The 21,835-nt window shown below is 39.6% G+C and carries 19 protein-coding genes; 16 read left to right on the top strand and 3 right to left on the bottom strand.

The features are described from left to right. Positions 1-87: 87 nt before the first annotated feature. The 8 genes from AAEY68_RS14545 (at position 88) to AAEY68_RS14510 (ending at position 8,986) form a co-directional block, all read left to right on the top strand. Positions 88-738, top strand: coding sequence for a peroxiredoxin-like family protein (locus tag AAEY68_RS14545; RefSeq protein ID WP_024594381.1), 651 nt, complete (start codon positions 88-90; stop codon positions 736-738). After that, a complete protein-coding gene (locus AAEY68_RS14540; protein ID WP_010554072.1) occupies positions 738-1,505 on the top strand; it encodes a haloacid dehalogenase type II in 768 nt (255 codons plus the stop codon). Before AAEY68_RS14545 ends, AAEY68_RS14540 begins: the two co-directional genes overlap by 1 nt. A 226-nt stretch (positions 1,506-1,731) precedes the next feature. After that, on the top strand, positions 1,732-2,340 hold the full coding sequence (locus AAEY68_RS14535) for a PilZ domain-containing protein (RefSeq protein ID WP_024594380.1): 609 nt from the start codon (positions 1,732-1,734) through the stop codon (positions 2,338-2,340). Positions 2,341-2,397: 57 nt separating this feature from the next. After that, complete coding sequence (locus tag AAEY68_RS14530) at positions 2,398-3,453, top strand: agmatine deiminase family protein (RefSeq protein ID WP_024594379.1); 1,056 nt, start codon at positions 2,398-2,400, stop codon at positions 3,451-3,453. Further along, positions 3,450-4,343 carry a carbon-nitrogen hydrolase gene (locus tag AAEY68_RS14525; RefSeq protein WP_024594378.1) on the top strand — a complete coding sequence of 298 codons (894 nt, stop codon included), beginning with the start codon at positions 3,450-3,452 and terminating at the stop codon, positions 4,341-4,343. Before AAEY68_RS14530 ends, AAEY68_RS14525 begins: the two co-directional genes overlap by 4 nt. A 59-nt stretch (positions 4,344-4,402) precedes the next feature. Further along, positions 4,403-7,876, top strand: coding sequence for a transcription-repair coupling factor (mfd, locus tag AAEY68_RS14520; protein WP_024594377.1), 3,474 nt, complete (start codon positions 4,403-4,405; stop codon positions 7,874-7,876). Next, entirely contained in the window at positions 7,876-8,712 is an 837-nt protein-coding gene (locus AAEY68_RS14515) for a peptidoglycan binding protein CsiV (protein WP_024594376.1), read from the top strand. The genes mfd and AAEY68_RS14515 overlap by 1 nt, the downstream gene beginning before the upstream one ends. A gap of 19 nt (positions 8,713-8,731) precedes the next feature. Further along, positions 8,732-8,986: a lipoprotein gene (locus AAEY68_RS14510; protein WP_024594375.1), complete on the top strand. Its 255-nt coding sequence runs from the start codon at positions 8,732-8,734 to the stop codon at positions 8,984-8,986. Between the two features lie 49 nt (positions 8,987-9,035). On the opposite strand, the gene AAEY68_RS14505 is transcribed toward AAEY68_RS14510, so the two are convergent. The 3 genes from AAEY68_RS14505 to AAEY68_RS14495 all read right to left on the bottom strand — a co-directional run bounded on the left by AAEY68_RS14505 (position 9,036) and on the right by AAEY68_RS14495 (position 14,237). Next, entirely contained in the window at positions 9,036-10,388 is a 1,353-nt protein-coding gene (locus tag AAEY68_RS14505) for a hypothetical protein (RefSeq protein WP_350586213.1), read from the bottom strand. A gap of 107 nt (positions 10,389-10,495) precedes the next feature. After that, positions 10,496-13,186, bottom strand: coding sequence for a TonB-dependent receptor (locus AAEY68_RS14500; RefSeq protein WP_350586212.1), 2,691 nt, complete (start codon positions 13,184-13,186; stop codon positions 10,496-10,498). Between the two features lie 625 nt (positions 13,187-13,811). Beyond that, positions 13,812-14,237, bottom strand: coding sequence for a hypothetical protein (locus AAEY68_RS14495; RefSeq protein WP_350586210.1), 426 nt, complete (start codon positions 14,235-14,237; stop codon positions 13,812-13,814). A 338-nt stretch (positions 14,238-14,575) separates the two neighbouring features. Between AAEY68_RS14495 and ccoN the strand changes: the two genes are divergently transcribed. From ccoN to AAEY68_RS14455, 8 genes are all read left to right on the top strand, one after another. Next, on the top strand, positions 14,576-16,009 hold the full coding sequence (gene ccoN / locus AAEY68_RS14490; RefSeq protein WP_024594372.1) for a cytochrome-c oxidase, cbb3-type subunit I: 1,434 nt from the start codon (positions 14,576-14,578) through the stop codon (positions 16,007-16,009). Positions 16,010-16,021: 12 nt separating this feature from the next. Next, positions 16,022-16,696, top strand: a complete 675-nt coding sequence (ccoO, locus tag AAEY68_RS14485) for a cytochrome-c oxidase, cbb3-type subunit II (protein ID WP_010554062.1) — start codon at positions 16,022-16,024, stop codon at positions 16,694-16,696. Positions 16,697-16,702: 6 nt separating this feature from the next. Further along, complete coding sequence (locus AAEY68_RS14480) at positions 16,703-16,888, top strand: cbb3-type cytochrome oxidase subunit 3 (protein ID WP_010554061.1); 186 nt, start codon at positions 16,703-16,705, stop codon at positions 16,886-16,888. Beyond that, positions 16,885-17,919, top strand: a complete 1,035-nt coding sequence (ccoP, locus tag AAEY68_RS14475) for a cytochrome-c oxidase, cbb3-type subunit III (protein WP_197189386.1) — start codon at positions 16,885-16,887, stop codon at positions 17,917-17,919. Before AAEY68_RS14480 ends, ccoP begins: the two co-directional genes overlap by 4 nt. A gap of 149 nt (positions 17,920-18,068) precedes the next feature. After that, complete coding sequence (locus tag AAEY68_RS14470; RefSeq protein ID WP_101216175.1) at positions 18,069-18,560, top strand: FixH family protein; 492 nt, start codon at positions 18,069-18,071, stop codon at positions 18,558-18,560. Between the two features lie 8 nt (positions 18,561-18,568). Continuing rightward, the gene (locus AAEY68_RS14465) at positions 18,569-20,944 is read left to right on the top strand and encodes a heavy metal translocating P-type ATPase (RefSeq protein ID WP_350586207.1); all 2,376 of its coding nucleotides are present in this window, start codon (positions 18,569-18,571) and stop codon (positions 20,942-20,944) included. Beyond that, positions 20,941-21,108, top strand: coding sequence for a cbb3-type cytochrome oxidase assembly protein CcoS (gene ccoS / locus AAEY68_RS14460; RefSeq protein WP_002963071.1), 168 nt, complete (start codon positions 20,941-20,943; stop codon positions 21,106-21,108). Before AAEY68_RS14465 ends, ccoS begins: the two co-directional genes overlap by 4 nt. Next, the gene (locus AAEY68_RS14455) at positions 21,101-21,772 is read left to right on the top strand and encodes a sulfite exporter TauE/SafE family protein (RefSeq protein WP_024594369.1); all 672 of its coding nucleotides are present in this window, start codon (positions 21,101-21,103) and stop codon (positions 21,770-21,772) included. Before ccoS ends, AAEY68_RS14455 begins: the two co-directional genes overlap by 8 nt. Positions 21,773-21,835: the final 63 nt, after the last annotated feature.

The raw sequence follows: 21,835 nt of genomic DNA, 5'->3' as shown, positions 1-21,835 counted from the left end.
TTTCGAATGAAGCTTTCAGTTTTGCAATGTTTATTTAAATATGTAAAACACTATAATTGCAAATAGTCTAATTATTGAGGTTCAATCATGAGTTTAAAAGCGCAAATAGATGCCTATAACGTACAAAAAGATGCCAAGTTACCGGCTGACGTTTTAGCATTAATGAACACTACAAACGAAGAGCTTATTGCACAGCATATTAAAGACAATGCGTTGCAAATTGGTCAAAAAGTAGAAAACTTCAGCCTAGCCAATCATAAAGGCGAAAAGATTGAGCTTGCGGATTTATTAAAAAAAGGCCCGGTAATTATTAGCTTTTATCGTGGTGGCTGGTGCCCATATTGTAATTTAGAGCTAAAAGCACTTAATGACTACTTACCGCAATTTAAAACTCAAAATGCTCAGTTAGTCGCAATATCACCACAACTGCCTGATGAAACTCTCTCAACTGCACAAAAAAACGACCTTGAGTTTGATGTGCTTTCAGATGTTAGTAATAAAGTAGCTGAGCAATTTGGTTTATTGTTTACACTCGATGAGCGTATTCAAGCGTTATACACACAATTTGGTATTGATTTTGAACACTACTACGGCGATAAAAGCTTTAAATTGCCGCTACCGGCTACTTATGTGATAAACCAAGAAGGTATTATTACATACGCATTTTTAAACGAAGACTACACCCTACGCGCAGAACCTACTGATGTTATGGCAGCACTTGAATCGGAGAATAACTAATGTCTATTTTAAAATCGTTAAAAACACTTACTCTTTCACTACTTGTTGGCACAAGCCTTGTGTCAGGTTATGCAGTCGCTGATGAACCAAAAGAACAAACAAAGCCCAAAGTGCTTATTTTTGATGTAAACGAAACCCTACTTGATTTAACGTCAATGCGTACCTCTATTGGTAAAGCACTAGGCGGGCGTGAAGATTTATTACCACTGTGGTTTTCGACTATGCTGCACCATTCATTAGTAGATACAGTAAGCGGTAGTTATCACGACTTTGGGCAAATCGGGGTGGCATCACTTCTTATGGTTGCTCAAAACAACAATATTGATATTACTAGTGAACAAGCTAAAACAGCTATTGTTACGCCTCTTTTAACGCTTCCTCCACACAGCGATGTTAAAGAAGGACTGGCAAAACTTAGAGCACAGGGCTATAAATTAGTAAGCCTTACAAATTCTTCAAACAAAGGTGTAAAGGCACAGTTTGAAAGCGCTGGTTTAATGTCTTACTTTGATGCACGTTACAGCATTGAAGATATTAAAATTTACAAACCAGACTTACGTGCTTATGAATGGGTACTTAAAAAGCTAAATGTAGCACCAAATGAAGCAATGATGGTTGCAGCCCATGGCTGGGATGTTGCTGGCGCAAAAGAAGCGGGCTTACAAACCACTTTCATTGCACGCCCAGGTAAAGCACTTTATCCATTAGCTAAAAAACCAGATCACGTTGTGAAAGATTTACATGAATTAGCCGCTCTACTTAAATAAGTATGCGCTGATGAATCAATACCCAAGCGGCCAATGTTAGGATGACATTGGCCGCTTTTTTATACCTAACCCTAATAATTTAGAATTTTAGTGTATTTATTTTCATAAAAAACATGTTAAAAAATTGAATGTAAACAAAGCATTTAGCCCGCTATGAGTTACTTTATCTGCTAGCAATTTAGTACTCACAACGCTACTATTAAATAAATACGTGGTGGAGAACATAATGAATAGTGAAAGATTAGGTGAGTTTGAGCAGTACTTTCAAATTAATGAAAGTATAAGAGTGAATTTATTCGCCGTATCGAACGGACAAGTTCCTAAATCGCAGCTTGAGCTAGAAGACGATATCCCCCCACTATTTAGATTAGCAAATGAAGTAAGTGAACTTGAGCAAAGCTCGTTACGACCCCTGCGTAACCTAGGCGATATAGCACAAGAGCTAGCTACATTTTTACAAGCGCAGTCACGTAAAATAGATTTAATAATGAGCCATATTTTGGCCTCAGAACAAGCCCAAGATAATGCAATACAATGTGATAGCTACGGCGGTGGCGGTATTCGCTTTACATCACCCGAAGTACACTCAATTGGCCAAGCATTTAGAACAAAACTGTTTTTGCACCACGAAGCCTCTGCGGTTTATTGTTACACCGAAGTTGTGGCAGTAGAAAAACAAGATAGCGAACATTATCAATACACCCTACTCTTTACCGCAATTAGAACCACTGACCAAGAACTTATTGTTAGAGCAAGTTTACATGCTCAAACCCGCCAACTTAAAAAACGTCAAGAACTTGATCAAAACCAAGCCGATCTAAACAGTGATAATTAGCTGACATCTTTATGTAAAATGCTAAACTAGCGTCATCTTAATTAGTATATAATATTCATGAACTTTAGACTTTTACCAGAATGGGCCGAGCAAGACGCTGTTATGCTTACATGGCCTCATAAAGACACAGATTGGGCTGATAATTTAGCACGTGTAGAACCTGTATATATTGAGCTTGCTAAGCATATAACAACGCAGCAACAGCTTGTTATTGTGGCGCATAACAGTGCCTTAAAAATGCATATTACAGCATTGCTAAATAGCGCTAACATCTCTCTTAATCGTGTTCATTTTGTAGTAACGCCTACCAACGATACCTGGGCGCGCGATCATGGCCCGCTTACTTGCGCCGCTATTGATTCACCAGAGCAACTAAAAGTATATGATTTTACTTTCAATGGTTGGGGCAATAAATTTGAAAGCGCATTAGACAATCAAATTAATCGTACTTTGGTAAAAGAGCTAAGTAGCACAAACAACCAATATCAAGCGCTCGATATGGTACTTGAAGGTGGCGGTATTGAAATAAACGAGCATGGTGTGTTGCTAACAACCAGCGAATGTTTGCTTAACAAAAACCGTAACTCAGATTTAAACCCTGCTGACATAGAAGTACTTTTAAAAGAGCACTTGGGCGCAACACATTTTTTATGGGTTGATCATGGCTATTTAGCCGGTGATGACACCGACAGCCACATTGATACCTTAGTGCGCTTTGCTCCAAATAATACCCTTGTATATGTGCAGTGTGACGATAAAACTGATGAGCACTTTAGCGCACTTGATGCAATGGAAAAACAACTAAGAACCTTTAAAACTGCCGATAACACCCCATATAACTTAATTGAGTTACCGTGGCCAAAAGCCGCGTATGACGATGAGCAAACACGCTTACCGGCTACCTACGCTAACTACTTAATTATTAATAATGCTGTGCTTGTGCCAACGTATAATGATGCCAATGATGAACGTGCTCTAGCACAAGTTCAAAAAGCATACCCACAACACACTATTATTGGCGTTAATTGCCAACCAATAATTGAACAATTTGGCAGCCTGCACTGTATTACAATGCAATTACCTCGTGGATTTTTAGCTGGAGCAGCACAATGACAAGCCCTGCAAAATTAACCGTTGCGTTAGTGCAACAAAGCAATACCGATAACGCTCAGCACAATATGGCAAAATCAATGAGTGCCATTCGTGAAGCCGCTCAAAAAGGTGCAAAACTGGTTGTACTTCAAGAGCTACACCGAAGCCTCTATTTTTGCCAAACCGAAAATGTTGACGTATTTGATTTAGCCGAAACCATTCCAGGCCCTAGCAGTAACGCCTTAGGTGGGCTTGCTAAAGAGCTAAGCATTGTTATTGTGGCCTCTTTATTTGAAAAACGCGCTACGGGCCTTTATCACAACACCGCGGTTGTATTAGAACAAGATGGCAGTATTGCGGGTAAATACCGCAAAATGCATATTCCTGATGACCCTGGTTTTTACGAAAAATTCTACTTTACCCCAGGTGATATCGGTTTTGAGCCTATTCAAACCTCGGTGGGTAAATTAGGCGTGCTAGTATGTTGGGATCAATGGTTTCCTGAAGCTGCCCGCTTAATGGCAATGGCAGGCGCTGAAGTGTTAATTTACCCAACCGCTATTGGTTGGGATCCTAACGACGACATTGCTGAGCAAACTCGTCAAAAAGATGCGTGGGTTATTAGTCAGCGTGCCCATGCTGTTGCCAATGGTGTACCAGTAATTAGCTGTAACCGTGTCGGCCATGAAAGTGACCCAAGTGCGCAAAGCGATGGTATTGCGTTTTGGGGGAATTCGTTCATTGCAGGCCCACAAGGTGAATTATTAGCAGAGGCTAATAATACTGATGAGCAAATTTTAGTTGTTGAAATTGATCAAAAACGCTCAGAAAACGTAAGACGTATCTGGCCGTTCTTGCGTGACCGTAGAATTGATCACTATAAAGACCTAACAAAAATATACCGAGACTAAGAAATCTTAACTCAAGATGGCTCTTACTTGCTAAGAGCCAACTATAAATGGAGTAATAAATGGCGTTTGAGCAATGGGCAGCCTTGCCTTGGGTAAAATCTCAAAAAGATAAAATTCAATGGGGCCAGCTAAGCGGAAGTGGTTTAAGTATTGCCATTGCTGAAGGCGTTAAACAACAAGACAACTTAGTCTTGATTGTTACGCCTGATACACCAAGCGCACTACGCCTTGAAACAGAATTAGAATATTTATTACCCGATAACCCAGTAATGGTATTTCCTGATTGGGAAACTCTGCCATACGATCACTTTTCTCCCCATCAAGATATTATTTCAGCCCGTTTAGCCACTTTAAACACATTAAAAAAAGAACAACAAAGTGTGTTAATTGTGCCTGTATCTACCTTAATGTTGCGCACAGCCCCGGCCTCGTTTATTTACGGTTCAACAATAAACTTTAAAGTGGGCGACAAACTAGACACACATAACTTTCGTGACAACTTAGAGCAAGCTGGTTATTTAAATGTTCAACAAGTAATGGAGCACGGCGAATACGCTATACGCGGCTCTATCGTTGACTTATATCCAATGGGTAGCCCGCACCCATTTAGACTCGACTTTTTTGATGACGAACTCGATACAATTCGCTTATTTGATGTAGAAACACAGCGCTCTGATGAAAAAGTAGATAAAATTGAGCTACTTCCAGCGCATGAATTTCCTACTAACGACGCTGATATTGAACGTTTTAGAATAAGCTACCGCGAAAAATTTGGTGCAAGCTCGCAGCAAGACTCTGTATACATGCAAGTAAGCAAAGGTAACTGGCCTGCCGGTATCGAATACTACATGCCGTTGTTTTTTGAAAAGCTAGCGACTATTTTTGACTACTTGCCAGATACAACAACTGTTATGCAGCTGGGTGATTTAGAGCACGCGGCAGACACCTTTTGGCACGATGTAAATGTACGCTATGAGAACCGCAGAGTTGACCCACTTCGTCCATTACTTGAACCCAATGCGCTTTATCAGCCTATTGAAGAGCTGTTTTCTAATTTAGGCAATTTTGCACGTATTCGTTTATCTCTTGCAAAGCTTGGTACTAAAGCGGGCAATAAAAACTTAAGCGTTAGCGAGCTGCCTGCTATTCGAATTGATCATAAGCAGCATGAACCTTATGCCGCGTTTATAAATTATGTAGCAGAGCAAAAAAAGAAAAAAGGCCGCATATTACTCAGTGTTGAATCCGATGGTCGTCGCGAATCATTACTGAGCATTTTAAAACCAAGCGGTTTAAAATTTAAAGAATTTGAAACACTCGAACAATTTACAAAAAGCGCGAGTGATGTGGGTTTAATAGTAAGCCCGCTTGAGCAAAGTGTGGTACTTGGTACTAAGCCCAGCCTTTCTATTATTACCGAGCAAGAACTGCTTGGCATTAAAGTATCTCAGCGTAGACGCCGCAAGCACAAGTACGAAGCCAGCCAAGATGCACTAATCCGTAACTTAGCCGAGCTTAAGGAAGGTCAACCTGTTGTGCATCTCGATCATGGTGTTGGGCGTTACCAAGGTTTGCAAACAATTGATGCTGCAGGTGTAGTTACTGAGTTTGTTACGATTACTTACGCAAGTGAAGCTAAATTGTACGTGCCAGTATCTGCATTGCATATGCTGAGTCGTTACTCTGGTGGTGAAGAAGCCAGCGCCCCGCTGCATAAGCTTGGCTCAGATGCATGGGAAAAAGCAAAAAAACGTGCGGCTGAAAAAGTTCGCGATGTAGCAGCCGAATTACTCGACATTTATGCACAGCGCCAAGCAAAACCCGGTAATAAGTTTACTCTAGACGCCCCTGCATATCGCCAATTTAGCGATAGCTTCCCGTTTGAAGAAACTGACGATCAGCGCAACGCCATAGAAGCGGTGTTAGGTGATATGCAATCAAAGCAAGCCATGGACCGCTTAGTGTGTGGTGACGTAGGCTTTGGTAAAACAGAAGTGGCCATGCGCGCTGCTTTTGTAGCGGTTAACGATGATAAACAGGTAGCCATTTTAGTGCCTACCACCTTGCTGGCTCAGCAGCACTTTGAAAACTTTAAAGACCGCTTTGCTGATTTTCCTATTGAAGTTGGTGTACTTTCGCGCTTTAACTCCACTAAAGAGCAAAAAGACACGCTTGAAAAAATGGCGAACGGTAAGCTCGATATAGTTATTGGCACACATAAACTTATTCAGCATGACATTAAATTTAACGATTTAGGCTTACTCATTGTTGATGAAGAGCATCGCTTTGGTGTTCGCCAAAAAGAGAAAATTAAAGCCCTGCGTGCAGATGTAGACATACTCACACTAACTGCAACGCCAATACCGCGTACACTTAACATGGCCATGAGCGGCATGCGCGATTTATCAATAATCGCAACGCCACCGGCTAAACGTTTAGCGGTAAAAACCTTTGTACGCCAACGCGATGTAGAACTAATACGCGAAGCTGTACTACGTGAAATTAAACGTGGTGGCCAAGTTTACTTTTTGCATAACAATGTGGAAACTATTGACCGTGTTGCGCAAGAAATTAGTGAATGGGTGCCTGAAGCAAGCGTCACCTCAGCCCATGGTCAAATGCGCGAGCAAGAGCTTGAGCAAATAATGACTGACTTTTATCATCAAAAATACAACGTGCTGGTATGTACCACGATTATTGAGACCGGTATTGATGTACCGACAGCCAATACCATTATTATGGATAGAGCAGATAAACTTGGCCTTGCGCAATTACACCAATTACGTGGACGAGTTGGTCGAAGCCATCATCAAGCGTATGCCTATTTACTCACAGGTGACCCTAAAGCACTCTCTAAAGACGCGAGTAAACGCTTACAAGCAATCGAATCGTTGGAAGATTTAGGCGCGGGTTTTGCTCTCGCTACACACGATTTAGAAATTCGTGGCGCTGGTGAGTTACTTGGCGACGATCAATCAGGTCAAATGCAAACAATCGGCTTTAGTTTATATATGGAAATGCTTGAGCAAGCAGTAAATGCGCTACGTGAAGGAAAAGAGCCAACGCTTGAAAATCTACTTAAAAAACAAACCGAAGTAGATTTAAAACTGGCTGCACTACTACCTGATGATTACATACACGATGTTAATGCACGCCTAGGTATGTACAAGCGAGTTGCTAGTTGTGCTAACCTTGATGATATGGATGAACTACAGGTAGAACTTATAGACCGCTTTGGTTTACTGCCTGATGCCGCTAAAAACCTATTTAGCCTACAACTATTAAAAATGCAGGCAAGTAATTTAGGGATAACAAAAATTGAGGCAAATCCAAAAGGTGGTTACTTTGAGTTTAGCCAAGATACTAAGGTTAACCCTAGCTTCATCATTGGTTTGATACAAAGTGCGCCTAAGGTGTACAAAATGGATGGCGCAAATAAACTGCGCTTTGCAATTAGTGAAGCTAACGCTCGCGAACGCTTAAAAATGGTCACTGCAATGATTGCAGATTTCGAAAAAAAGGTTAGCCATTAATGTTGCTAAAAAAATCGCTAGTTATTTTATGCTGCTTGTTTAGCAGCACTGCATTTGCAGAACGCTGGTTTGAGGTTGAGGTGCTTGTATTTAAGCAGCGCCCTGCTCCGTATTTGCAAGAAGATTTTACACTTAAGCACAAAGCTATTGAGGATAAAAACTCTCTAGATTTAATGACCCCTCTTTATACAGAACAAGCAATGCAATCCTGTATAGATGGTGATGAGCGTTTTCAAAAACGCTCTTTTACCGATTCATTAGTTAATTCAAACCCGCAATCGGGTGTATGCGGTGACAGTACAAACTACCTGCAAAGCTACGATGAGCTACCTGTAACACCTCTAGCACCCGCTAAAGATGATATGCAGCAAACTTATTTATTAGCGCCAGAACAACTGCAATTTAAAGCGCAGTATAGGCAACTAGATCGCAAAGGATTAACACCTATTCTACATACTGGGTGGCGCTTTGAGGGCGCAAGTAAGTCGCGTGCTCCAAGTATGCATTTAATAGCAGGTAAACACCTTAAAAGTGATTCCAACGTAACCCCTAGCTATTCAAATCCTGATTTTATAAGTTTATTAAATTCACAACCTGAACTATTTAACGACCCAAACCAATCAAAAGCAGAATGGGAACTAGACGGTTTATTTAAAATACACTTACGACATTATTTATACATTACAGCTAATTTTGATATTAGCCAAAAACTAGAAAATGGCGATATAGAGTCAGCCCGCTTTTCTCAGTTTAGACGTGTAATAAGTGGTGAAGTACATTACTTTGACCACCCACGAATGGGCATGATCGTCCAAATCAGAAAATTCAAACATTAATACTAAGTAGGATATAACAATGAAAAAACTCCTTATCATCGCAGCTACACTAAGCCTTGCGGCTTGTTCTAAGGTAAGTCTTGAGAGTTACGAAAAAATCAAAGTAGGTATGGATAAGACTGAAGTTGAAACCATTTTGGGAAGTGCAGATAATTGTGTTGAAAAAACACTGCATACTAATTGTGTGTGGGGCGACGAAGCAAAAAATATCGAGATCACGCTAGTATCAGGCAAAGTAACTTTATATAGTAAACATGGTTTAGCTAATAAATAAATTTAAAAAAGGGATTGATTTTATCGGTCCCTTTTTTAATTACTAAAATTCATTTTTTGGAGTAGATAAGCTCAATATTAACGATTTTACTACGATTTAACGTTATTTTATAGCGTTGGTAAAGTGTTCTATCTTCCTCAGTTAGCACAAGCACCATGTTAAGTTGGTAGCGCCGTTCAACCGCCTGCTTAGATATTTTATTACTATCTAAATGATATAACTTCCCTTCACCACGTTTTAGATAACGTGCAAATGGCGCAAGACTAAATTGTAGCGTGTGCTGCAGTGTATCGTAACCGGGTAAAAATTCTTTCGCACTAACACGTGTCTCACTTGCAAAGTGTAACCACTGCGCGGCTTGTTTATTTTGCTGTCTACGTTTTGAAAAAATAGATTTCACTTCTTTAGGTATCTTTTTAAAGCGCATGTATTCAAGCCAAATTAGCTGACTCGCTACTTTGTCTTTGGTAATACTATTTTTAAAACTAAATCGCCACTTAGGTCGCCCTTGTACAATAGCTCGCCAGATCATACGTGTAATGTCTTCTTTAAATATTTCACGTAGCCCGTAAATAACCCCTAAAATTAAAATAAGCGTCGCGGTGACTTCAGTAAACGTTGAGCGGGCATTAAGTATCACAACCATCACAAATGCCATGATAACAGCTGTTACAGTGCCTTTAACTAATCGTTTAAGGTAGCTGTTAAGAAAACGCGTTTGGCGCTGTAATATAACGCCGTGCTCAATTAAGCGTTGTAACAAGCGCATTTTATTTGTTATTCGATTTGCGTCTTGCATGGTAGTTTCAGAGTTGTAGTTTTTCTCTGCTCGGTACGTATTTTCGTTTTTACAAAACTGCAGTAAATCGTTACGCTCTTTTGCATAATCGCTACTGCGTGGGCCTTCATCTAAAAGCTTTAAAAAAGATTGCTCAACATGCCAACTTAAGTAGTTATCAGCATTGGTAAAAAATGGCAGTAGTTTTTCGTCATCTGGCGTGTAGCGACGCAGCTTTTTTAAAAGCCCTTCACTTTGTTCATATACTTCGTTAGCGCGTTCGTAAAAGTCCTCAGCTTCATCAATTTTTAACGCGTCTTTTATATCAGCATCAAGGGCTAAACGCACTTGGTAACAAAATAAGTTAAGGTTTTGACGGTAATCTTGCTGCTCACCTTTGTTTTTACTAACAAAACGGCTTCGCACTAAAGGCAAGTGTATATTGTTAGCGTTGTAGGCTAAATGTGATTTGAAGTGGTTATTAAAATAAGATTCTTCGGTAAGCGTTTGCGGATTGATCCCCATTTCATTAGGGATAGAAAAATACAGATCTATGCGCTGTTCAGAACGAGGAGTTAGTTCTGGTTCAATGACAAAAGATAAGTTTTCATCTTGTTTTAACAATCAGTTCTCCTTCTAAAATATCGTTTTAGTGTACTTGTCTCCTTTGTTTTGTTCAATAAAAAAGGCTCAGTAAATACTGAGCCTTAATACGATTAATGTACTAGTTATTATAGTTTAATATTAATACCAGCAAATAAACGGCGACCTAATGTGTCATAAGTGTACGGATCAGTATTTGAATCGTAATTACCTGTGTAATACGGAGGCTCTTTATCAAACATGTTATTAATACCAGCAGAGACAGTTACTAAGTCATTAACCATGTAAGAACCACTAATATCATGATACACAATTGATGGTGTCGTTGGTGCAACACATTCACTCTGATCAAGTCTACAAGTAAAGCTATCCATCCCAGCAACGTAACGTGCTTCGTAAGTAGCATCCCAGCTATCACCACTTACTGTTAAGTGAAGATTTGATTTAATGTCAGCATAGCCACCGCTACCATTTGTAATGTAACCTTGATAGTCAATTACAGCACCTGTATCAACAACATATTCATCTAAATACGTTGTATCTAAGCCTGCTTTCCAGGCTAAACCTAACGCATCAAATGAATACTTTAAGTTTAAATCTATGCCTGATGTTTTCTCTGAACCGATATTGCGTAACTGGTTATTAAATACAATTCGACCATCTGTACGTACAAAAGCACCTGTATTTTCACATAGTGTAGTCCCAGTACCACTAGGGTCAATACACTGATCTACAACAAATTGGCTAGTGTAGGTGCTAATAGCGTTTTCGATTTCAATATCGTAGTAATCTACAGTCATTGAAAAACCATCAAGCCATTGTGGTTCGTACACAACACCGAACGTTAGTGTATCTGCTTCTTCAGGTGTTAAAGCAGCATTCCCACCAACTGTTACTTCTGCTTGGTCATCAGCACCAGGGTAAGTAACGCCATCATAAGATATTGCTTTACCAGAATATAGCTCATCAACTGTTGGAGCACGGAAAGCCGTTGAGCGAACACCACGTAGCATTAGTTCGTCATTTACGCGCCAAGTTAGACCTAGCTTCCAAGTATTATCTGAACCAAATGTGCTGTAGTCAAACGCACGTATTGCAGCACTTAATTCAACACTTTCAGCAAAAGGAGCATCAGCTAATAATGGTATTGCAAATTCTACATATGCTTCATCTACATTGAAACCACCACTTGTTGGATCAATACGAGGGTCGTTACCTAGGCCTTGTGCAGCTATTGAATCTGGATCCTGCCATGCTTTTTCTTGACGGTGCTCAACACCTGCAGCAAACGCAGCATAGCCAGCTGGTAACTCGAACATTTCGCCTGAAAGAGAGCCTGATACAATAAATAACTGACTTCCACCTGATTCTTGCTCTTTGTAAATATATTGACTTACGTTAGATTGAGCCCAATCAGCTTCGCTTAAAGGATTGAATATTCCAGCTTCTACATCTGCTGTTAGAGACGAAACATTATGAAGATTATCTGTTTTACTTACAGAGTCATTACGACCGAAGTTAGCTGAAATATCCCAAGAGTAATCATCAATTACACCTTCGGCACCAACTACAATACGAACAGTATCAACTGTTTGAGAATAATTGCGTGTACCGCTTTCACTCATTCTACGACGGTAGCTAATTGGATCACCAGCAGCATAGTTTGTAGCTGTTGTCACATACTGACCATCAGCTCCCTTCACGAATGCGTTATTTGCAACTTCGCGCTTGTCGTAGGTTTGTCCTAACAGACTGTCACCCATAGTGCTTGGGTCGTAATCAAATGCAAAGTTTATTGGTTGCGGTGCTAACTGTTGCTCTGACCAACGCTTAGTGTAAGTGAATTCACTAAAAAAGCTTGTGTCATCAGATATTTCATACGTTCCAAGACCTGTAATATTTAATCTGTTCATTGGTGTGTATAAGTAACTGCTACTTGCGTAGTTATATGCATCGGCAGCTGTTGAGTAACGATGTAAACTTCCACCTAACCCGCTCAAGCCACTATCATTAGCAACTCCAGTTTGTTCAATTTCATTTTTTTCATTCAAAATGGGCGCAGTCACATTGCTTTGAATATGGCCGCCTTCACTGAATGAAGAGCCACCACAATATAAACCGTTTTCATCTTCAAGTATTGGACAACTTGAGAAGTCACGATTACTTTGGCTTGCTTCACCACGATTTGTATATTGTGCACCAAAGACAATATTGCCTTTATCAAATGAAGTACCCACTGTAAAGTCAATAGAGTTTTCAGTTGCATCGTGCTTTGACGTCATTGCAGTGTTTACGTTTAAATCAAGGCCTTCAAAATCATTCTTCAGAATAATATTTACAACACCAGCAACAGCATCTGTACCATATACGGCTGAAGCGCCGTCTTTAAGTACTTCAATTTGCTTAATCATTGAAACTGGTATCGTATTTAAATCAACAGTAGATGCTGCACCAGTACCTGAATTGATCATACGACGGCCATTTACAAGTACCAAAGTACGTGGTGAGCCTAAACCGCGTAAGTTAATAGATGCATTACCACCTGAACCATTGTTAACGCCAGGGTTAGTCATTGCACCGCCAGCGGCGGTCATTTTCTGAAGCACACTATCAACTGATGTAGCGCCAGAAGCTCTGATCTCATCTGCACCAATGAGTGTAACTGGGCTAGCGGTTTCCATGTCAGAACGCTTAATACGAGAACCCGTTACTTGAATTTTTTCGATTGATTTTGCAGCTTCGTCTGCCGCTAAAACTTGTACACTTGAGAACATTGGGATCGCTGCAATGACAGCTAAACCAAGAGTTGATTTTTTCATGAAAGAACCCTACTTGTTGAAATTTACCTTTATTGGTAATGCTCACTTGTTATAAGAATAGTGAGTCAGGCGGGCAACTTAGGCGCCTTTAACTGAACGAAAACTTAATAACTGCTTACTTTGTATGCTTCAACAAAATAGAACATCTTTATTAGGAACATACGTTACAACTTGTTTCATTGTTAACTAGAAAATACACTTTAGTATCAATCAACTAATGATATCTAGACACTTAAAAAACACACCTGAAATCAAACTGGCTTACTTTGTAATTAAATGTAATCAACTGGATTGCGTACCAAGTTTGAATAAATTAACAAGTTAATCACAGCACATTATTAAAACCGCAAAACTAAATGTTAATTACTAACCCTATTTATGCATGTTTAGTGCTTGAATAGTCTTGTTTAGCTACTTTAGGAGGTTTTTTGATTAGATTTTCACTCAGTCATAATTAAAATTGAACTTTTTGAGATAAATTGGGCATTATTAGTATTTTGACAGGTGACACAATTTAAGGAGGCAATTAATTGATCTTGTTGCTCTAATAATCGTATGAATAGCAAACATCAATTCTCGTTAGAAAAGTGAGCTGTACCGAAGGAATCAGTCGGTAGGAGTAAATCTAATACGTTACATAAAAAGAGTAATTTAGTGTTTGTATTAAAGAGGTTGTATTATCTTTGACTGTTAGCTCTAAATTCCAGAGCATATTTTGCTCAGAACAAATGCCAACCATGGTATCACTTTGCCACAGGCCATTATGTTTTTTAAATTGCTGAGGAATGTAACCCATATACATAGTAATGCCTTTAAGCTTGGCATCTTCAATTGTAAGGTTTGTTGGTAAATCACTAAAAATAGTAAATGGAGTTTCGGGGGAAAGGGTTTTCTCGCTTAACCATACTTTAACATCATTTGAAAAAGTACAAGGTAAATTGGCTTCGCACTGCTCGTTTTTAAGAAATTTTTCATCTGTATTTTTAGAAAAATCACACGCTGTTAATAAAAAAAATACCGCCGTGAATAAACTTAATCTATATATAAGCATAACAATTTCGCACTAAAGAAAAACAAATACTAATAATCGCGACTGCAAATAACAAGTGCGAGTGTTACTATTAAGCCAAATTAGGCACAAACTGTATCAAAAAATAAACAACAAGCTCACAAACATTGATTGATGTCATAATTTTATGTAATTGACCTATCTTTTTTAGGCCAAAAAATTTATCATTTCACCCGCAAAAAATAAGGGTTTCTCAAGTTTTTTTCTGAAGCTTTCATGTATTGAAAGTTTTAGATAACACGCTTGAGAAAATAGTAGGCCCCACTTTTAAAGGTGGGTAATTCATTTCTAAACGCATTTATTGCAGCGGAAGCCAGAAAATGAGCCAAACAGTAGCATCACAAACTGAGTATAACTATAAGGTTGTACGCCAATTCGCTATTATGACAGTGATTTGGGGCATCGTTGGCATGAGTATTGGGGTTCTGATTGCTGCCCAATTAGCTTGGCCAGCACTTAACTTTGATACACCATGGTTAACTTACTCTCGACTACGTCCGTTACACACGAACGCAGTAATTTTCGCATTTGGTACCAGTGCACTTTTTGCGACGTCTTATTACGTCGTACAACGTACTTGTCAAACGCGTCTTTTCTCAGACAAACTCGCCGCCTTTTCTTTTTGGGGCTGGCAGCTAGTTATTGTATTAGCAGTAATAACGCTACCGTTAGGTATTACTAGCTCAAAAGAATACGCAGAACTCGAATGGCCAATTGATATTTTAATCGCTGTGGTTTGGATTGTTTACGCCGTTGTATTTTTTGGTACTTTGATTAAGCGTAAAGTGTCGCATATTTATGTTGCTAACTGGTTCTACGCTGGCTTTATTATTACTGTTGCAGTACTTCATATTGTAAACAGTATGGCAGTGCCTGTGTCGTTAACTAAATCATATTCAATCTATGCAGGTGCAGTAGATGCGATGGTTCAGTGGTGGTACGGTCATAACGCTGTAGGTTTCCTACTTACTGCTGGTTTCTTGGGTATGATGTATTACTTTGTACCTAAACAAGCAGGTCGTCCAGTGTACTCATACCGTTTATCGGTAGTTCACTTTTGGGCTCTAATTTCATTATATATCTGGGCTGGTCCTCATCACCTTCACTACACAGCGCTTCCTGATTGGACGCAAAGTTTAGGTATGGTTATGTCTATTATCCTATTCGTACCGTCTTGGGGTGGTATGATTAACGGTATTATGACGCTATCTGGCGCGTGGCATAAACTACGTACTGATCCAGTACTACGCTTCTTAGTTGTTTCATTGTCTTTCTACGGTATGTCTACGTTTGAAGGTCCAATGATGGCAATTAAATCTGTAAATGCGTTATCTCACTACACAGATTGGACAATCGGCCACGTACACTCAGGTGCACTAGGTTGGGTTGCTATGATTTCAATTGGTGCTATTTACCACTTAATTCCTGCGTTATTCGCGCAAGGTCGTATGTATAGCGTTAAATTGGTTAATACCCACTTCTGGTTACACACTGTAGGTGTTGTTTTATACATTGTTGCAATGTGGATTTCTGGTGTAATGCAAGGTCTAATGTGGCGTGCAGTGAATGCTGACGGTACATTAATGTACAGCTTTGTGCAGTCTTTAGAAGCGTCGCATCCTTTCTATATCATGCGCTTTGTAGGCGGTGTATTCATCGTAACGGGTATGTTAGTTATGGCTTATAACGTTTACCGCACTATTTCAGCTGAGAAAGAATCTCTGAAACTAGACGCGCAAGCACAATTAGCATAACGGAGTGAGATGATGAGCAAGAAAAATTCACAAAACAAACATGAAATAGTAGAAAAGAACGTTGGCCTTATGGCTATTCTGACTGTTTTTGCTATTAGCTTTGGCGCGTTAGTTGAGATCACTCCGCTAATGTTTCAAGACGATACAACTAAACCAGTGGAGGGTTTACGTCCTCTTAACGCTTTAGAAATGGAAGGCCGCGACCTTTACGTGCGTGAAGGTTGTTCTAACTGCCACTCACAAATGATTCGTCCTTTTCGTGATGAAGTTGAGCGTTATGGTCACTACTCTGTAGCAGGCGAATCAGTATGGGATCATCCGTTTTTATGGGGTTCTAAACGTACTGGTCCTGACTTGGCTCGTGTTGGTAAGCGCTACTCGGACGATTGGCATTATGCTCACTTAGTTGATCCACGTGCTGTGGTTCCTGAGTCAAACATGCCAGGCTTTCCTTGGTTAGCAGAGAATACGGTTGATACAAGCCTTACTCTGAAAAAACTACAACTTTTCCGTGATACTTTTGCTATTAACCCAGAAAACCCAAAACATCCGGGTTTAGGTTATGGCGATGATGCAGAGCTTCAAGCAGATGTTGATAAAGTTAATGCTATGAATGATGGCAAAGGCGCAACAGAAATCCAAGCTCTCATCGCGTATTTACAGCAACTTGGTACCCACTTGAAGTAAAAAATTATGGATTACGGAACATACAGAGGTATTTTGACTCTGGTAATTTTAGTATTGTTTATTGTGATTGTTGCATGGGCATATAGCAAGCGAAGCAAAACTCGTTTTGACAGCGCTGCTAATGCCATTTTTGAAGATGAAAAAAAACATGACAACACGCTCTCTAACGAGGAAAAGGAGTCTGAAAAATGACTAGCTTTTGGAGTATTTGGGTTATTGTATTAACCCTTGCATGCTTATGCATCATCTTTGGCTTATTAGTTTGGAACTTAAAAAACTATGCAGGCGTAGAAGAAGGTGAAAGCTGTGGACATGAATTTGACGGCATTGAAGAGCTAAATAATCCACTACCAAAATGGTGGACTTACATGTTTTTCGCAACTTTCATTTGGTCAGTATATTACCTTGCAGCTTACCCAGGTTTAGGCAACTGGGAAGGTTTAGGTAAATGGACTAGTTCTAATCAAGGTATTACCTCTTTAGCTGAATCTAAAAAAGCAGTTGCAGAGGCAAAAGCTGATGGTCGCTTTGTAAAACTTGATAAAGAGTACGAAGCTGCAGAAGAACGCTTTGGTCCTATTTTTAATAAACTTGCACAAGTACCCGTTTTAGATTTAGTTAACTCTAAATTTGAAGGTGATGCAGCGCAGCAAGTAGCGCTTGATAATGGTAATAAACATGAGCAAACAGATGGCCAAGTAGCCATTGAAATTGGTCAGCGTTTATTCTCACAAAACTGTGCGCAATGTCATGGCTCTGATGCACGTGGTGGTACTGGCTTCCCTAACCTAACTGATAAAGATTGGTTATATGGCGGAACACCTGACAAAATTAAAGAAACACTTCTTTATGGTCGTATTGCAGCAATGCCAGCTTGGGGTCCTGCTCTTGGCGAACAAGGCGTTAAAGAAATGACAGCACATGTGCTGAGCCTTTCTGGTCGTACTGTTAACCAAAAAGACGCAGACGCAGGTGCCGCTAAGTTTGCAATGTGTGCCGCATGTCATGGTGCTGACGGTAAAGGGTCAGTTGCACATAACCTACCGTTTGGCGCGCCTAACCTGACTGATAACATTTGGTTATATGGTGGTTCTCAACGTGCTGTTGAAGAAACTCTTAACCACGGCCGTGCCGGTGTAATGCCTGCATGGAAAGACATTTTAGGTGAAGATAAGATTCACTTATTAACTGCCTATGTTTACAGTTTATCGCAAGATAAATAAGCACGCGGTTAATAAAATGTTTATAAATTAATTTATTTAATTCAATAGATTAATCCAGATCAAAAAAGCCTCCACTGTGAGGCTTTTTTTTAGTCTTTTACGTATAATTCCTATAAAATAACGCTTCCTAAACTAATTTTAGAGACACTATGCAACCTACTCCGTGGTATAAAAATTTTTGGCCTTGGTTTTTAATCTTCTTTCCGTTAGTTGCCATTATTGGCTGTATTAGCTTATTTATTACGGCAATAGGTAACGGTCCAGATATGGTTGTTGACGACTACTACAAAAAAGGTAAAGCAATAAACTTAGAACTGACTAAGTTTGAAAAAGCAAAAGCACTTTATTTACATGGCGAATTGAATGTAACCAACGACCGCGTAAGCTTTAAATTTACAAAAGGCGACAGCAGTAACGTGCATGTATTAAAACTCTCGTTTTACCATCGCACCATCAAAGCGCATGACTTTGAAGCAACACTTACTCCTAATGCCAATCAGGAATTTACTGCATTACTTAACGAGTATACGCAAGGTGCCTACTCTGTATTTATTGAGCCAATAGATGGCAGTTGGAAAATGAAAGAAAATATAACGTTACCAACTGAACAAACCGTTTTAGTTACTCCTAATTATAAGTAGTAATAACTATGTCTAACTCTTGCTTTCATTGCCTTGAAAGTGTGCCAAACGGATTTAGCGCAAACGTTATAATTGACGATAAAGCTCAGCCAATGTGTTGCATTGGCTGCCAAGCTGTTGCGCAAAATATTGTTGATCAAGGTATGACCGATTATTATAAATACCGAACGGTTCGTGCTGGAAAGGTCGAACAGCTGGTACCTGAGCAACTCGCATTTATAAAAAGTTATGACAACGAAGACATCCAAGACGAATTTATAGCCACTAACGATAATATCTCAGAGGTATTATTGAGCGTTGAAGGTATAACCTGTGCCGCGTGTGCATGGCTTATAGAAAAACAACTCTTAAATTTAACCTCAGTTAAGCGTGTCGATGTAAATACATCCACCAACCGCGCGATGATTCAATGGGACAAAACCAGCACTCCATTGAGTGAAGTTATTACTTCCCTAGCTAAAATTGGCTACAAAGCCTACCCGTTTCAATCAGATGTTGAAGCTCAGCAAAAACAACAAACTGCCAAAGCCTATATTCGGCGCTTAGGTGTTGCAGGCTTAATGACCATGCAAGTAATGATGTTTGCGTTCGCCATGTACTTTGGCATGTTTTCAGGCATGGACAGTAACTTTGAGCAGTATTTTAGATGGATCAGCTTGGTACTGGCCTCTCCGGTTATTTTATATAGCGCACTGCCCTTTTTAACCAATGCTATAAATGGATTAAAAGCAAAACAGCTCAATATGGATTTACCCGTATCACTGGCTATTTTTGGCGCATTTGGTGCAAGTTGTTACGCCACATTTATGCAAGTCGGCGAAGTGTATTTTGAATCTGTATGCATGTTTACCTTTTTGCTGTTATTAGGTAAATATCTTGAATTTAGAGCGCGTTTAAAAGCCAGCGAGTTTACTGCAAATTTACAAAAATTATTGCCATTAACAGCCCGCACCATTAACGAAAGTGGCGAAGAGCTTATAATTGCAGCCAAAAAACTAAAACTTAATGACGTAGTGCTTATTAAAGCCGGCGAAACAATTCCTGCCGATGGCGAATTAATTAAAGGTAAAACTACGGTTGATGAATCAATGATGACGGGGGAACATCAACCCGTTACAAAGTTTATTGGCCATAATGTCTATGCCGGGTGCGTTAACCACGACGGCGTTATTGAAATAAAAATTAATAAAATTGGTCAAAATACACTTTTAAATCAAATTATACGCTTGCAACACAACGCATTAACCAAGCGCCCTAAACTGGTTGAAATTACAGATAAAGTTGCGCAATGGTTTATAGCGTGCCTGCTTATATTTGCTTCACTAACAGCTATTGGCTGGTATCAAATTGATCCTGAACACGCATTTTGGATCACTATTTCGGTTTTAGTTGCTACCTGCCCGTGTGCCCTGAGTTTAGCCATACCTACCGCACTCACATGTGCAGTGGCAACGCTTACCCGCAAAGGCGTATTAATAAAACAAGCGCATGTGCTTGAAACGCTCTCACAAATTACTTTATTTGCATTTGATAAAACAGGCACACTTACGCAAGGTAAATTTAGCCTTGATGAAGTAGATATAATCGATAAACAATATACAAAATCGCAAGTGCTAGATATAGCAGCCATGCTAGAGCGTTATTCTGAGCACCCTATCGCCAGTGCATTTGATGAGTTTACGCCAGCTCACCGCAGTCTTAATAGCGTTGAAGTACATCCAGGACTGGGAATTAGCGCACAAGATGCAACTAATCATTACGCAATTGGTAAAAGTGGTTGGTTTAATAGCAAAAAATCGAATGCACAAGCGAGCTTGTATATAAATAAGCAAGTTGTTGCACGCTTTTACTTTGTTGATAAAGTAAAAAGCGATGCTAAAAAGCTTATAGACTCACTTCAATCGCAAAACTTAACCTGTCACATGTTAACCGGTGACGCGTCAGATGCTGGGCAAAAAGTAGCTAAGCAACTTAAACTTGAAAGTGTTCAATTTGGATGTTCTCCACAAGATAAACAAACCGCCGTTGAGCAATGGTCTTCACAAAATGAAGTCGTTGCAATGGTAGGTGATGGTGTAAACGACAGCCCGGTATTTGCTAGTGCGCACTTATCTATTGCTATGGAAACCGGTGCAGACATATCAAAAAATAGCGCCGATGTAGTGCTTCTTAATAGCGATTTAGCCTCCATTGGTCACTTATTTAATGTAGCAAAACAAACCAGACGTATTATTAAGCAAAATCTTGCGCTGTCTTTATTGTATAATGCTTCAATATTACCACTGGCAGCGTTGGGCTTAGTTGCTCCTTGGATGGCTGTTATTGGCATGTCTGCCAGCTCAATTATTGTGATTAGTAATTCACTAAGGCTATTAAAGTTATGAGCATAATTTACATTTTGATCCCTATCGCCATTTTGTTCGTCATTATTGCTATTGGTGTTTTCTTTTGGGCAGTGAAAAGCGAGCAGTTTTCGGATTTAAACAAGCAAGGTCATAGTATTTTGTTTGAAGATGACAAAGAGCAACATAACAAAAGTAATGATTGACCCTCTTTATACCAGCGCATTTTTAATGGGACTAATCGGTAGCGGTCATTGCATTGCTATGTGTGGTGGTATTGCAAGCTCATTACAACTGGCAAGTGACAAACGTAAAACATTTACCTATTCATTTGCTTATAATATTGGACGTGCACTGAGCTATATGGCTGCAGGCGCACTTGTTGCTGGTATTAGCAGCCAATTTGCAAGGCAAAACACCTCCTTCTCTTTAGTACTTTCGTTCATTGCAGCTATTTTTATGCTCCTCGTTGGCGTGTATATAATGCGCTTGGGCCCTACTTTGCAATGGTTAGAGAAAATTGGTAAAACCTTGGTGTGGCAACACATTGTTAAACTAAATAAATATTTAATGCCTATTAACTCTCCTTTTAAAGCCCTAGGTTACGGTGCTTTGTGGGGATGGCTGCCATGCGGACTTGTATACTCAGCGCTTACATGGGCGATGACTAGCCCAAGTGCCCTTGACGGTGCCTTAGTTATGCTTTGCTTTGCTTTGGGTACTTTTCCCGCGATGATTACATTAGGCGTTACCGCGCAAAAACTAAATACGATTATTAACCATCCATGGACCCGAATTGTATTAGGCAGTGTTATAATTTGGTATGGTATCTACTTATTGATTATTGCAACTGACAAACTGGTACATTAATCTATTCGCATTATTAACCTTTAAGGTTATTTTGCAGTCGTGTATAAAAATTTAAACGGATTA

Origin of the sequence: Pseudoalteromonas sp. RB2-MNA-CIBAN-0110 (assembly GCF_040309305.1) — a bacterium.
Taxonomy (GTDB): Bacteria; Pseudomonadota; Gammaproteobacteria; order Enterobacterales; family Alteromonadaceae; genus Pseudoalteromonas; species Pseudoalteromonas arctica.
The sequence above is the reverse complement of the archived record's forward strand: the minus strand, read 5'-3'. Positions and strand labels throughout refer to the sequence as shown.